This window comes from Ensifer canadensis, from assembly GCF_017488845.2.
Taxonomy (GTDB): Bacteria; Pseudomonadota; Alphaproteobacteria; order Rhizobiales; family Rhizobiaceae; genus Ensifer; species Ensifer canadensis.
In genome coordinates this window covers 56,510-70,134 of the sequence record NZ_CP083373.1, presented here as the reverse complement: position 1 = coordinate 70,134, position 13,625 = coordinate 56,510, and the positions used below count along the sequence as shown (strand labels likewise).

15 protein-coding genes and 1 pseudogene are annotated in these 13,625 nt (G+C 56.0%); 4 read left to right on the top strand and 12 right to left on the bottom strand.

Annotation, left to right across the window (positions count from 1 at the left end; genetic code table 11):
• The first annotated feature begins 278 nt into the window (after positions 1 to 278).
• Positions 279 to 2,300 carry a methyl-accepting chemotaxis protein gene (locus tag J3R84_RS29920; protein WP_225906534.1) on the top strand — a complete coding sequence of 674 codons (2,022 nt, stop codon included), beginning with the start codon at positions 279 to 281 and terminating at the stop codon, positions 2,298 to 2,300.
• A gap of 295 nt (positions 2,301 to 2,595) precedes the next feature.
• Here the strand turns inward: J3R84_RS29920 and J3R84_RS29915 are convergent, their stop codons facing one another.
• The 6 genes from J3R84_RS29915 to J3R84_RS29890 all read right to left on the bottom strand — a co-directional run bounded on the left by J3R84_RS29915 (position 2,596) and on the right by J3R84_RS29890 (position 6,409).
• A complete protein-coding gene (locus J3R84_RS29915) occupies positions 2,596 to 3,141 on the bottom strand; it encodes a hypothetical protein (protein WP_057221705.1) in 546 nt (181 codons plus the stop codon).
• Positions 3,141 to 3,449, bottom strand: a complete 309-nt coding sequence (locus J3R84_RS29910; RefSeq protein WP_156408521.1) for a type II toxin-antitoxin system TacA family antitoxin — start codon at positions 3,447 to 3,449, stop codon at positions 3,141 to 3,143. Before J3R84_RS29910 ends, J3R84_RS29915 begins: the two co-directional genes overlap by 1 nt.
• A gap of 585 nt (positions 3,450 to 4,034) precedes the next feature.
• Positions 4,035 to 4,361 carry a BrnA antitoxin family protein gene (locus J3R84_RS29905; RefSeq protein ID WP_057221703.1) on the bottom strand — a complete coding sequence of 109 codons (327 nt, stop codon included), beginning with the start codon at positions 4,359 to 4,361 and terminating at the stop codon, positions 4,035 to 4,037.
• The gene (locus J3R84_RS29900) at positions 4,358 to 4,603 is read right to left on the bottom strand and encodes a BrnT family toxin (protein WP_057221702.1); all 246 of its coding nucleotides are present in this window, start codon (positions 4,601 to 4,603) and stop codon (positions 4,358 to 4,360) included. The genes J3R84_RS29905 and J3R84_RS29900 overlap by 4 nt, the downstream gene beginning before the upstream one ends.
• A 257-nt stretch (positions 4,604 to 4,860) precedes the next feature.
• Positions 4,861 to 6,114 (bottom strand): type II toxin-antitoxin system HipA family toxin, encoded by a 1,254-nt coding sequence (locus tag J3R84_RS29895; protein ID WP_203529847.1) that lies wholly within the window; start codon positions 6,112 to 6,114, stop codon positions 4,861 to 4,863.
• A complete protein-coding gene (locus J3R84_RS29890; protein ID WP_203529848.1) occupies positions 6,107 to 6,409 on the bottom strand; it encodes a helix-turn-helix domain-containing protein in 303 nt (100 codons plus the stop codon). Before J3R84_RS29890 ends, J3R84_RS29895 begins: the two co-directional genes overlap by 8 nt.
• A gap of 289 nt (positions 6,410 to 6,698) precedes the next feature.
• Here J3R84_RS29890 and J3R84_RS29885 point away from each other — a divergent pair, with 289 nt between their 5' ends.
• Complete coding sequence (locus tag J3R84_RS29885; protein ID WP_057205499.1) at positions 6,699 to 6,887, top strand: hypothetical protein; 189 nt, start codon at positions 6,699 to 6,701, stop codon at positions 6,885 to 6,887.
• A 169-nt stretch (positions 6,888 to 7,056) separates the two neighbouring features.
• On the opposite strand, the gene J3R84_RS29880 is transcribed toward J3R84_RS29885, so the two are convergent.
• Positions 7,057 to 7,761 carry a Rossmann-fold NAD(P)-binding domain-containing protein gene (locus J3R84_RS29880; RefSeq protein WP_207932906.1) on the bottom strand — a complete coding sequence of 235 codons (705 nt, stop codon included), beginning with the start codon at positions 7,759 to 7,761 and terminating at the stop codon, positions 7,057 to 7,059.
• 195 nt (positions 7,762 to 7,956) lie between these two features.
• Between J3R84_RS29880 and istA the strand changes: the two genes are divergently transcribed.
• Together istA and istB are read left to right on the top strand one after the other, a co-directional pair.
• Entirely contained in the window at positions 7,957 to 9,468 is a 1,512-nt protein-coding gene (gene istA, locus J3R84_RS29875) for an IS21 family transposase (RefSeq protein ID WP_373688562.1), read from the top strand.
• 12 nt (positions 9,469 to 9,480) lie between these two features.
• Complete coding sequence (gene istB / locus J3R84_RS29870) at positions 9,481 to 10,236, top strand: IS21-like element helper ATPase IstB (RefSeq protein WP_203530155.1); 756 nt, start codon at positions 9,481 to 9,483, stop codon at positions 10,234 to 10,236.
• Positions 10,237 to 10,357: 121 nt separating this feature from the next.
• On the opposite strand, the gene J3R84_RS29865 is transcribed toward istB, so the two are convergent.
• The 5 genes and pseudogenes from J3R84_RS29865 to J3R84_RS29845 form a co-directional block, all read right to left on the bottom strand.
• Complete coding sequence (locus J3R84_RS29865) at positions 10,358 to 10,540, bottom strand: NAD(P)H-binding protein (protein ID WP_203530154.1); 183 nt, start codon at positions 10,538 to 10,540, stop codon at positions 10,358 to 10,360.
• A gap of 114 nt (positions 10,541 to 10,654) precedes the next feature.
• Complete coding sequence (locus tag J3R84_RS29860) at positions 10,655 to 10,918, bottom strand: hypothetical protein (protein ID WP_057205504.1); 264 nt, start codon at positions 10,916 to 10,918, stop codon at positions 10,655 to 10,657.
• Between the two features lie 24 nt (positions 10,919 to 10,942).
• Positions 10,943 to 11,336 (bottom strand): annotated as a pseudogene (locus J3R84_RS29855) (pyridoxamine 5'-phosphate oxidase family protein).
• A 587-nt stretch (positions 11,337 to 11,923) separates the two neighbouring features.
• Entirely contained in the window at positions 11,924 to 12,325 is a 402-nt protein-coding gene (locus J3R84_RS29850; RefSeq protein ID WP_203530153.1) for a hypothetical protein, read from the bottom strand.
• Positions 12,326 to 12,635: 310 nt separating this feature from the next.
• Positions 12,636 to 13,067, bottom strand: a complete 432-nt coding sequence (locus tag J3R84_RS29845) for a transposase (protein WP_063978406.1) — start codon at positions 13,065 to 13,067, stop codon at positions 12,636 to 12,638.
• Positions 13,068 to 13,625: the final 558 nt, after the last annotated feature.

The following is a 13,625-nucleotide window of genomic DNA, read 5'->3' as shown; positions in this document are numbered from 1 at the left end:
AACGCGCGAGCAACGATGTATTGCGCCGATGGACGAAATAACGGCTTCGGAGCATCGCAGATATTTATAGGTGCAACTCTAAACTGTATTCAGGCAAAATATTGAATCTATGCCCGATCCATTGAAAGATTCTCACTTTGCTAACCATTTTGCATCACGTTCCCTTAGCCACCCGACGATGATCTCGGGAATTGCACTTGTGTGCGACATGACTTCATCACGTCAGAAATGAATTCGGCGCGCCAGAAGAGACATGTCCACGTTGAGAAATGTCCATCATGAGAATCAAGAACCAATTCATCATCCTGGCATCCGCCACCGGTATCGCTATTACGGGCCTGGTCGGTAGCCTGTGGGGATACGACGGCGCTGCCACGGATGTGACAAAGGCCTACGACCAGAAGTACCGATCTTATCTGCTTGCCGATAATTTGCGCCAGTCGTCCGACGACCTCACTCGTTTGGTGCGGACATATGCCGAAACCGGCGACGTTTCTTTCAAGGAACAATACAATGCCGTCGTAGAGATCAGAAACGGTACACGACCGCGCCCGGAAGACTATCACCGGATCTATTGGGACTTCGTCGCAAGCGGAGAGACCAAGCCTCGGCCCGATGGTGTCGCCGTTTCCCTAAACGACCTCATGAAGCAGGCCGGCTTCACGGACGAGGAATTCTCGCTCCTTGACGAGGCCGGCAAGCGCTCCGACGGGCTGATCAAGCTGGAAACAGAGGCGATGGATCTCGTGGACAATGCCGCGACGAAGGGGCCGGAGTCCCAGCGCAAGGCGACGCAGATGCTCAACTCGCCGGACTACCATCGCTACAAGGCCGAGATCATGAAGCCGGTCGATACCTTCTTCGTCAAACTCGAAGCGCGCACCCAGGCGGCGGTGGATGAGGCGAACGCGCGTGCCTCATTCTACTGGAGCCTTACGATCGCTGCCATGTCCGCTCTCGTTTTGATGCTGGCCATTATCGGTCTCGTGACCTTCAAGCGGATCATTGGCGGCATGTACAAACTCGGTGCGTCGATGGGCCTCGTCGCAGGTGGGCAGTTGGACGCCCAGATCGATCTTGCAAAGAACGATGACGAGATCGGCGACATGGGCAAGGCGCTGGAAGTTTTCCGGCAAGGCGCGATCGCCAACAGACGGTTGGAGAATGAGGCGGAAGAAAATCGCAGGCGTGCTGAGGTCGAGCGGATTGCGACGCAGGAAAAGGCCGAAGCCGATGCAGCCGAACGCCTCCGCGTTGCGACCTCCGGACTTGCCGCCGGCCTGAAGCGCCTTGCCTCCGGCGACCTCGCTTTCCAGCTCAACGAGGCCTTCGCGCAGGATTTCGAAGCCTTGCGCCGCGACTTCAACCATTCTGTCTCCCAGCTCGGCACGACGATGTCCGAAATATCGAACTCGATCTCTGGGCTTGATACCGGCACCCGCGAGATCGCCGACGGTACGGACGACCTATCAAAGCGCACCGAGCAGCAAGCGGCCTCGCTCGAGGAAACGGCCGCAGCCCTTGACGAGATCACTGTCAACGTCGCCAATTCCAGCAAGCGCACCGAAGAAGCCAAGAATGTCGCGAGCCGCGCCAATCAATCGGCTGCTGAATCTGCGCAAGTTGTCTCACATGCTGAAGAGGCCATGCGCAAGATCGAGGAAAGCTCACAACAGATTTCCAACATCATCGGCGTCATCGACGAGATTGCTTTTCAGACCAATCTCTTGGCACTGAACGCCGGGGTGGAGGCCGCACGGGCGGGCGACGCCGGCAAGGGTTTTGCCGTTGTAGCCCAGGAAGTGCGGGAGCTAGCCCAACGGTCCGCCCAAGCGGCCAAGGAAATCAAGGGGCTCATCCATAACTCGTCTACAGAAGTCGGAAACGGAGTGAAACTGGTTCGCGATGCCGGTTCGGCATTGAAAACCATCAGCGGCTTCATCGTCGAAATCAATGCGCACATGGAATCGATCGCCACATCTGCGAAAGAACAGTCAGTGGGGCTCGCCGAGGTTAACACGGCTGTCAATTCGATGGACCAGACGACGCAGCAGAATGCGGCAATGGTGGAACAATCGAACGCGGCGTCAAACACACTTGCCTCGGAAGCCGTCAGGCTGCGGGAACTGGTCAGCCAGTTCAGGCTCGAAGGCATGACCGCAACGCATCCCGGCTCACCGCGCGTTGCCCGTAGTGCTGATTCCGCAGTTGCCTCCCCTGCCCGCTCCCTCAGCCGTAAGGTCGCATCCGCATTCAGCGGCAATGCGGCGCTGGCAACCAGCCACTGGGAAGAGTTCTGAGAGGTTGATATTTAGCATTTCGTCTTGGACGCGCTCGCGACAACGGAGCGCGTCCAACGATGGCCTTTACACGCACAAGGCTCGCCACCATCGTAGCTCTCTCTATTTCGTAAAAAGCGAGGAGATCAACCCGCAGGGACAACCGCGCTGCCTGCTCGACTCACGGATCCTTGTCTCAGCCGATCGCTACTTTAATCAACGCATCGCGCCGGCATCGAGGCAGCCATGACCGAGATCAAGGGTGAAACTTTCAAACAAGGCTTTAACTTCTCTTCACGCAAAGGAACGTGGCCGATCAATCCAATAGGCCTTTGATCGTCGCGACAGGCAAAAACATGCGCATCGGCATCGATGGCAGCGACTGGAAGCCATACCAAGCGTAGAGTTCGACGCGACGCTTCGTCTTTTCCTCATTGCCACATTCGAGGACGTCAAGGAGAACAACGGCGATCCCGATCTGGTCGGCAATTCGGGCGATCCGTTTGAGACAATCGGCAAGGAGATCGCCACCGTAACCGCCACTCCTACAGCGCTCATCGCGCCCCACCATCGAGATATAGGCTGCAGGAATGCTTCCATGCCCAGGCCGCGAACGGGCATATTTCTCCGGCAGGTCGCGATAGCTGATTGAATGACTATTGATTGCGTAAGAACCGATGACAGTCGTGCCGTCCTCCTCGGTCATCACATAGACCCGAAGATTGCCGGCTCTCGACAGTTTGTTGGCCGTCTTTTTGAAGAAGTTGTCGACTTGAGGGATACCGCAGGAAAAAGCCGCTCGATCATGCCTATTCGGATCGAGCAGCTCGATAACGCGTTTCGACGCTCTGGAATCTGCCATTATTTGGAATCTACGGTGTTGCCGTGGCGCTTGAACGCCTCCTTCAAACTATCCGCCGGCGCTGGCGGATTGTCGAGCGCGTCGAAAAACACCTGATGATCGGCCGGCTGCAAGATCGTTGTCTCATGCGCAGCGATCGTTGCAATGGCGGATTGATATGCGGCATTGATCGTAAAGGCGGAATCGTCGAGACCGGACAGTGCAGCGGCCCGCTGGATCGTCCTCTTAACGCGTTCCTTCGTACGGAAATTCATTCGAGCGCTGTTCGGCTCATTGATTTCGGTCGTGATATCCTTGATCGCGCCCATCATCGCCTCCTGCTATGAAGCGTGCATATACTCTTAATGGGCGTACACGTCGATATAATCCGCCAAATGTACGTCAGCTAAACATACAATGAGGTCGATCGCAATACAGTTTGTAAAGCATCAGGGCGCGACGACCACGAGCGCGAAGAACGCCGCTCTCGTCAAAAGCTTCGGTGCGGATGTGGTGATGACTACACCAGCCAGACTTTGAGAAAGTTCTCTTGAACTACGACGTCGTGCTGAATAGCGAGATCCGAAGATACTTGCGAAATCCTAAACGTTCTGAAACCAGACGGCCACCTCGTTTCGATTTGAAGCCCCGCCGGATGCGGCATTCGAACGGGTTTCCAACGCCTCAGGAAGATACCCAATGCCAATCTGCGCAAGTGCCGAGTATTGGCGTCATAAGCTTTATGTGGGCATCGACTCGTTCCAGCACTTTTTCAGGCAGGAAGCTCAGAGTACAACATCGAGTGTCCGACATCTGGGACAACAATCGATAAACTGCGACTTGCGGCGGCGCGCTCACAGGCCGAACAGATATCGCCAAATTGACACCCGTCCCCGGATAGTCCGAGGGCGAGGTTAGCTGGCTTTCTTCAATCCCACGACCTTTCTAAGGTCGTCGTTCAATCGACTTTGCCAGCCCTTGCCGCAGTTGCGCTTGTAGTGCTCGATGATGTCGGGGTCCAACCGAATGGATATCTGTTGCCGAGGTTTTTCGATAGCCGGGCGCCCTCTAGACCTCTTGATGCTTTCAGCCAGGTCAGGGAAAGCTTCCGCAAACGGCCTTGCTTGAGCTAACTGATCATCTGTTGCCTCTGGCGCGTCGGGGTCACTGGCTATCTTACGTTGGATTTCAGCCTCTTCTTTATCGGAGAGGTAGCGAACCTTGCGGGGTTGGTTGGTCATAGTAGGTTCCTTTCCTTCTGGCTGGCGTCACGCATGGAAATGATGGAAATGCCTTCGGTTCCAAGGTGGGCGAACACGACTGCGATAACGCCGTTGCGCAGGACGCCGATTGCCATGAAGCGGCCTTCCTTTGCCGGGATCACGAGAGACGACATGAAGAACTCGCCGTGCAGATCGTCAAAGTCATAGCCGTGCTTGGCTATGTTGGACTGGCGCTTGTGGTTATCGTAGGTGATCTTCATGCATTTATGTATCACATTTATTCATTAATGCAACAATAAACGTGATACGTTTAACGAGGAGATGAACCACAATTTCGCATCCGACGCTAAGGCCGCTCGACTCTTGAATTACGACGTCGTGCTGAATAGCGACGATCCGAAGATGCTTGCGAAAGCTTTAAATGTTCTGAAACCAGACGGCCACCTGGTTTCGATTTGAGGCCCCGCCGGATGCGGCATTCGAACGGGTTTCCAACGCCTCAGGAAGATACCCAATGCTAATCTGCGCAAGTGCCGAGTATTGGCGTCATAAGCTTTATGTGGGCATCGACTCGTTCCAGCACTTTTTCAGGAATAACGGCACGTTCAGGCAGGGACCACCAAAGCCGGTTTACACATTCAACCGTCTCGGTCACCGCTTTGAGCACAGCAGCTTCCGGCAGACGTGAACGGTTAGCGAAGGCCTTCCACCGTTGTGCATTCATTGCCTTGAAGGAGCGGTCGCCGGCAAGCGACAGCGCCATAGCATCAGCCGGAATATAGGGAACCGTCGAGAGCACGTCGTAGACCGGTGCAAGTGCCGGCTTGTCGCCTGCGCCGCGATAAATCAGCGACCAATTTTTGAGGTGCATGTCACCATTGCCAGTGATGGCGGCCAAAGCCAACCGTCGGACGAATTCCAGCGCGGCCGAAGAGGAAACCGCAACGCCGAGTGCAGCGGCGATATCGTGATAGGCCGCGCCTTCGTATTTGCGCGAAGGATAGATGCCGAACACCTGAGCAAAATCCTCGATATGGATCCGCTCACCATCCATGCCGCGATCGAAGCGTTTGACGAGCAAGACGTTCCCGTCGGACAGCGTATTGAATTCCTCCGGAATACCCGCGAATTCCGATTGTTCGACGAGCTCACGTTCCGGCACATCCATGCCGATCGCTTCTGCCAGAGCCAGATTGGCATATTCGTTCTCCGAGACGCCCGGAAACGAAGTCGAAGGAAACTTGGCGATATAAGACCCCTGCTCATGCCCGAGCGGGATGGTCAGGCCCCCACCCTTGCCCGTGTTCTTGATGACGGAAAGTTTCATCTGCACACCCGCGAGCGAAAACCGGGCCTTCGGTTCGGGCCGTGACAGAGCGTCGGCATTAGCAACCACTCCTTCGCTTGGTACGACGCGGACAGCACCTGGTAGATCCGACCCGAGGGCCACAAGCAGATCGAAATCGTTCCCAGCGCGAACACTGCCTGCGTGGTGCTTTTCCATCGCCTCGCGCAGTTTGTCCTCGGGAAGAAGATTGGCAAAAAATGCGGGCAAAGCTCTAGCTACAGGTTTTGGATCCTTGCGCAATCCTCCGGTTGCCGCGCGAAAAGACAGACTGAGCACAGGGAAACCACCCGTAGCGCGATAGCTATCCTCGAAGCTGAACGCGTTGAAATCGCCGGGTGTCCTGACGATCGTGCCGACCTTCAGATTGTTCAATAACACCTCAAGCGATGAGACCGATTTGGGATTTAGAGACGTATTAGACATCAGTGTCACCGTCGGGACGGGACATGAAGGCGGGCAAATCGTCGTCGTCATTCGGTCGTAGCAACGCATCAACGGCTGGGACCATCGCCTGAGGGATAAGCATAATTTCGAGACCGAGGGCGCGAGCAATGTTGATCAGCGTCGTCGTACGGGCCGCGGCGCTCCCCGTCTCGATTTCGCGATACCGAGGACGCGATATGCCTGCCATGCCGGCAACTTGCTCTTGTGTGAGCCTCAAGCCTTTACGCTTCGTCTTTAACAATCGCCCGATTTGAAGTAGAGCCTCTGATCTCATAATTGATACCTGGACCTATCATTACCTTTGAAATGATACGTATAAATATCTAACCCCACAGTCAAGAGGAATGATATGTATGGGGACCTTTGCAGAGAAGTGATCCGTTTACGGATCGTCTTTCTCAGCGATTAGGCAGTTCCCAGATCGAGCGCGCGGCTCCAGCGGCGCGGAGAAGAGGTGTGAGGAACATCGCCCGAGTATGGACGTTCAACTGAAATCGGAAACTTGTGTTCCTGGTCGAGACCTGGCGTCCACCGTTGTGGGAACAAAACTCTGGAGATTGAAAATGAAAGAGGCCAAAAAACCAACGCCCGCAGGCGAAGAGTCGGCCAAAGGCTTGAAAGAGAGCGCTGAAAAGGAGGAGAGACGGGTGGAACGCCAGAAAGGAAGCCCGCTGGCAAAGGGAGAGGACCGATTTGAGGAGCGTTCCAGAAGCTCTGACGGTAAGAGCGCTGGAGACAAACAAAGACCCTGAAGTCGATGCCGAAACATGAGATTCCAAAAGCGCCGCTACGCGCACCTGTGAGGCGCCGGGAAACTCTGGGTCGGCTGGAGATGTCGCTGTCGCTGAAACCATTCATCATCACGGAAAGCGGCGCACGCAAAACTCGAAATCGTGGGTACTGACGCGTTCGACGCTTAGATTAAGTCTGCGAGACGAGTGAATTGACATGCTCTTCGAGTGTGACTTTCCCACGGATCGGCTCGTTAGGCAGTTCGGCACCGTCAATCGTCGCCATGGTCATGCGGGCATAGGAGCGGGCGGCGGCCTCGGAAAACCCCTGCTCTCGGAAGCTCTTTTCGATCCGTTGACGGGCTATCCCTTGTAGTGCGACAGGAAGACCAAGCGCGTTTGAGAAGGCTTGCGCCACTTCCGTAAAAGTGTATCTGCGGGGGCCCTCGACATACTCAATACCGACGTCATTGTTGGTGCTTGAAAGTCGTATCGCCGCTACCTCTGCGAGGTCCGCAGGAGAGACCATCGGCAACACAAGATCTCCGGGGAAAGGCGACGACAGATGTCCCTCTTTAGCTGTCTCCAGCAGATTATCCAGATTGGTGAAGTAATAGGCCGCCCGGTTTATCGCAGTCGGTACCCCAGTTCCTTGCACAAGCTGCTCAAATTCGTAAAGGACGGACAAGTCACCAATGCCGTCGCCAGCCTGAGCGCCATAAGAGGATGCAACGACGACCTTCTCCAGGTCTGATCCTCCGACAGCTCTCGCGATGCTTCGAGCGGTTTTGAGTTCCTCGCTGTTGGTATCGGAGGCTGGGCTTGCCGGCGGATTGAGAAGGAAAGCGCGTTTTGCCTGCCTGAAAACCGCGTGAAGCCGATCCTCATTTGCCACTGCGGATTCCGACGTGAAGCCGGCCGCCATTCCGATCAAAGACCGGCCACCATTCCGATCTGAAGCCGGCCACCGTTCCAATCAAAGACCGGCCGGTTTTCGGCACTGAACATTACCTCCTGGGTCAGCAACTTTGGCATCAATTACACCACGACAAACGTGGAGATTTTGATGCCGGCAAAGAGAAGGCTGACCATGAGACAGTTACGACAAATGCTGCGGCTTGCCGGAAGCGGGACGAGCTCCCGCGAGATTGCCGTCGTGTTGGGAATAGCGCGCAGTACGGTGCAGGATAATCTGCGGCGCGCAGCAGCGGTTGGATTGACCTGGCCCTTGCCGGGCGAACTGACCGACGATGCGCTTGCGAACAAGCTCTTCACTCGCAACGGCGTCAAACAGGGCGCGAGGAGACGCGTCGAGCCGAACTGGGCCGATCTTGCTGTCGAGCTCAAGAAGCCTGGTGTCACCTTGCTCATCCTGTGGGAGGAGTATCGTGGCTCGCATCCCGAAGGATATGGCTACAGTCGCTTCTGCGAACTCTTTCGCGGTTTCGAGCAGCGGCTTTCGCCGACGATGCGCCAGGAGCATGCGGCCGGCGACAAGGTGTTCGTCGACTATTCCGGCAAGAAGATCCCGATTGTCGATCGCAAGACCGGCGAGATCCGCGAGGCAGAGATCTTCGTGGCGGTGCTCGGCGCATCCAGCTTCACCTATGCGGACGCGACCTGGACGCAAACGCTCCCCGACTGGATCGGCTCGCATGTCCGGATGTTTCGTTTCTTTGGAGGCGTTCCCCGGCTGATCGTTCCCGACAATCTGAAGTCAGGCGTCAGTCGTGCCAGCTTTTACGATCCCGAGATCAACCGCAGCTACGGCATGATGGCATCGCACTACGCCGTCGGTGTTCTTCCGGCACGGCCGCGACGGCCGAAGGACAAATCGAAAGTCGAGAATGGCGTCCGGTTTGCCCAGTCCTGCATTCTGGGGCGATTGCGCAATCAGACCTTTTTCTCGCTTGCTGAGGCCAATGTTGCCATTGGCCAGGCACTCGATCGCATCAACGGCCACGTCATGCGCCGGTTGGGCGTCAGTCGCCGGCAACTGTTTGAGAGCGTTGAGCGTGCCGCACTCGCAAGTCTTCCGAGCGAAGACTACGAATTCGCCGAATGGCGTTTGGTCCGCGTCTCGACGGATTACCACGTCGAGTTCAAGACTTTCTTTTATTCCGTGCCGCACAGCCTCATTCGCCAGCAGGTCGATCTGAGGGCAACGGCACGCACCATCGAGATCTTCCACCGCGGCAAGCGCATTGCCGTGCATCAGCGCCGCTATGGTGGTCCTCGCCATGGAACTGATCCGGATCATATGCCCAGTTCCCACCGGCGCTATGCCGAGTGGACACCGGATCGCTTTCGGCGCTGGGCCGCATCCATCGGCCCTCAGACCGAAGGGTTGGTCATCGCAATTCTTTCCAGCCGTCCTCATCCCGAACAGGGCTTTCGAACATGCCTGGGTGTCCTGCGGCTGTTTCGCGACATCGAACGCAATCGGGCTGAGGCCGTTTCAGCCCGCGCCGTCGAGATCGGTGGACTGAACTGCAAGAGCATTGCCTCGCTCATCGCCAACCACAAGGCCGCGCGCCATTCCACCGAACCGACCGCCATTATCGATCACGCCAACCTGCGTGGCCCTGATTATTTTCATTGAGGAGACACACCATTGCTGATCAACCCCACCATCGACATGCTGCGCGAACTCGGCCTTTACGGCATGGCAGCCGCTTTCCAGGAGCTCGATGCACAATCAGAAGCACGTGGCCTCGAGCATGCAGAATGGCTTGCCATGTTGCTCGAACGCGAGGCCACCATGCGTCGACAGAAGCGCTTCGAAGCCCGCGCCAGGGCTGCCAAGCTTCGCCACGACGCGCAGATCGAGAATGCCGACTTTCGTGCTGCACGCGGCCTCGATCGCAATCTGTTCATGGCGCTTGCCGGCTGCGACTGGATCCGCAAGCACCACAGTCTTCTCATCACCGGGCCAGCCGGTGTTGGCAAAAGTTGGCTGGCCTGCGCACTCGGCCACAAAGCATGCCGCGAGGATTTCTCCGTCGCCTATCACCGCGTCCCGCGGCTGTTTGCAACTCTTGCCCTTGCAAGGGGCGACGGGCGATACGGCAGGATCCTCAAATCCCTCGCCAAGACCGACCTGCTTATTCTTGATGATTGGGGACCGGAAAAACTCAACGATGATCAGCGGCGTGACCTCCTCGAGATCATCGAAGACCGCTACGAGCGTCGCTCGACAATCGTCACCAGTCAGGTGCCTCTGGATCACTGGTACGAGATCATTGCAAACCCAACGCTCGCCGATGCCATTCTGGATCGCCTCGTTCACAACGCATACCGCATCGATCTGACCGGCGACAGCATGCGAAAACAGCGTCCGCTGGTCGCCGCTGAAACACCTCAAACTTGACCTGAAACAAAACCCGATCCAAACATCAAACAGACCCAGGATCAGTCCGAGAAATGGCCGCCTTCAAATCGGAACGCCGGCCGGAATGAAATCGGAATGACTGGCCGGCTTCAAATCGGAATCAATGGCCGGCTTCATCGGAATACGCAGCCACGTCAGCGATAACTACTTCGACGTTGTTTCCTTGGATAGTTTTCGCCTTTTCCGGATCATGAGCAATGGCGGTAACGTGCCCGCCTGACGAACCGAGAGCCGCGACAACGCTCGAACCGACATGTCCGGTGGCTCCCAGGACGACGTACATGTTTATCTTCCTCGCTAAAAATGCTGCCCTCAGGGAAGCCCGTCGGCAACTCAAGCAAGACTCGATTTCGCTGCGTCACTCAGCGCTGCGATCCGCTTCATCGAAGTGTTGACTTCAGCCTCGTTCCACGAATTTGTTGAAACGGCTGAGGTTGCCATCGCTTGTCTTATCTTGGTAGAGGAAGGCGAGCTTTGCCTCGTCGAAAATCCTGAAGAATTCCTCCCACTCGACTTCTTCAAAAGCTTCCTCTTTTTCTCCGAAATCGATACGAAGCACGCCGCCCTTTCCTTCCGTGCGGATGACGGAAGGGGTTCCACGCCGTTTTTCAACCCATGATCGGATCGTGTCGTGGTCCGTAGTACTTTCTGAACTGCTCATAACCCACTTCCTTCCCTGGATCGTTCACATAGTGACCTTGGCGTTGTCGCCCATGTCCGGCCGGACATGGCTGACTGCGGCCGCAGCCATTTTAATGTAGCTAACGATCGTGCCCGGACTGTCCCAGTATTGGCGAAATCAGGGGTGACCTTGAGGACACGGATCGACGGATCGTCTGGGCTATCCCACCAAGCCTTGGCTCTGCGAAAGCGAGGCAGACGGAGCGATTTGTCTCGATCTCGTCATCCTTTTGACTTGCGACGTCCGTCAGGAAATAAAAAGCATTTTCGCTCGCCTGTGGATGTGCAGACATTGGTCGGGAGCGAATGCTATCGCCGACCTGGGTAGCAAGCATGCAGAATCCGATCTTCTCAGCAAGGTTCCAGACTTTTGCCTGCTCATCTTTATCATGTGTCATAGAAACTCTCCTCTAGAGGTCTGCCGTTCCGTAGGCGACGCTCGGTCCTGGCTATCACGACACCTATGTCCTCAGCCGCAAACTAGCGGCGAGCGACCATTAAAATTGTCGCCATCGCGCACCCTGACTGCGCTTTGCCTCAGACTTCGTTTCATGGGACACAGCGGACCGGCCCGGCGCCGGAGACGACAAACGGAAAAACCGTTTGTCGGTCGAAAGGTTCCCAATGATCAGCGGTTCTGGCGCGGCAAGGCTTGCCGATGCGCTTCAATCAGTCGTCTTCGCTCTGCCGGAGTGGCTGTAAGGAGCTTACCGCGAGCGCTCTGCATATCGTGCTGAGATCAAAAGACGATCCTTAACGGCTCCTGCTCACGGAGCCCTCTTACGGACTGCTAAAGAACCGGGTCAGCGGCTGCCTACCACTGGGCGACGCAAAAGCGGTCGAGAGCCGCGGCGTTCATGTCGACAGCAGCCGGAGAAGCTGGGGGCGCATTGGGCGACAGCACAGAGCAGCTAGTTCTATCATAGCATCGCACACTTGGATCCCACCCGCCCGCCTTGCGGCGGTAGGTGGGCTTATGTGGTGATCACTTGAATCTTTGGAGCATTTTCTGCATCTTGAGATTCTCGGAATGGAGCTTTTCAGCTAGCAATCTCTTCAGCCGCACATTCTCGTGTTCAAGTTTATCTAGCTCAACACGGGAGGCAGAATCGAGACCAACTTCAGTGGACGCGTTGTGATTGAGGCGCGGCAGATTATCCAATACCTCTGCCGCCTGCTCTCCAAGAGCCGCCTGTTTTTGGGGCGGTGACGTTCTTATTTTCCGGGGCAGTTTAATTTTGCGGTCGTCCGGTGTGATGGCCTCTCCTTCAAGCTCTTTTGCGCTTGCGGTTAGATCCCCAGTGAACACGGGCAATGAACTTACGGTATTGTCAGCTGGCGAGCTGGCCTCGACGAAAGGCTCGTCCAGATGTGATGCATGAGGCAAGAGAACTTCCACCTCGCGAGCAAGCGACTTAAAATCGGTACCACCCCAAATCGACGTAGGCTGGGGCTTTGGGCGCCGCCGAGACGATTTGAACTCCACGACGAAACTTCTCTTACTTGGCTTCATATGAGCCTTCACTCCGCAACGAACTAGCAACGAGAATTAGCGACCCGAAAGGAGCACCCATCGCCGAGTGCGGTTCGCTACGAACTGATCCTTATGATCGAACAAGTGGAACAGCGCCCCATGAGAACACCGACGCTTCCCGACCGGAGCGGCGTTGTGACGCCGCCGCCCATGAGCCTAGTGTCTAGTCCAAACCAAGCCGTTTGCGCAACACGGCATTTTCCGAGCGCAGCTTTTCAGCCAGGTTCTTGCGAAGTCGCAAGTTCTCTTCTTCAAGCTTCACCAAATCTTCCAGATCGTCGGGCAGAGCCTCAATACTCGGCTGCATTACGACCTGGGCACCGGCGGCCTTTTTCCAGTTGTAATAGGTCTGTTCGCCAATACCAACATCCTTTACAGCATCCTTGAGCGTGGTTTTGCGTTCGCGCATCAAGGTCTCAATCCGATTGAGCTTTGCTGTTTTCTCCTCCTGCGAGTGCCTGACAGACCTGCCTGCGGGAGCCTTGGCTGGGGATGCCTTGTCCTGGCTTTTAGATGCCGCGGGCTTCCGTGTCATTTTATCGCTGATTGTTTCGCCGTGAACTGCGGGTTGCTCGATATTACTCTCATCCACCATGATATTCTCCCATATTGGACTATTCGCTTTTCCCGCGTAGAGCCTCAGGGCGTTAATGTCCAGACGTGCATCCACGCATTATCGTCAGCTACGGAGTGAGAGGTTTGGAATATCCAAGCCGATGGTACACGTCAAGCGGAGCACCCTGTCGATATTCAGTGTCCAGATCCAGCAATATCAGTACCGGCCGGAGAACTGGTACGGGCCGAGGAAGCACAGCCAATCCGCTGTTATTATGATATACTTTTGCAGCCGTCAGTCCACTGATAAGGAGGCTGCGATCCGGGATGTTGCGGGAAAAGCCAAGCAGGGGAGCCCGGGCGAATTGAAGTTCCTGCAGGGCGTTTTCGATCGGGTATGCATGTGGTGTGACGTTGCGCGCCCTAGCGAGCGAGCGGACCGTTTAGCTCGCTTCATCATGGATGAATTCCACGGAACCAACGACGAGGTGACGCTGCTTGCACACACTATATGGTGTGAGGCGCGGCAGTCTAGAACCCGGCATAGACGGGGGAAACTGAAGGTGTCAGCTTGAGACGCACGGGCAAAATTTCTTGC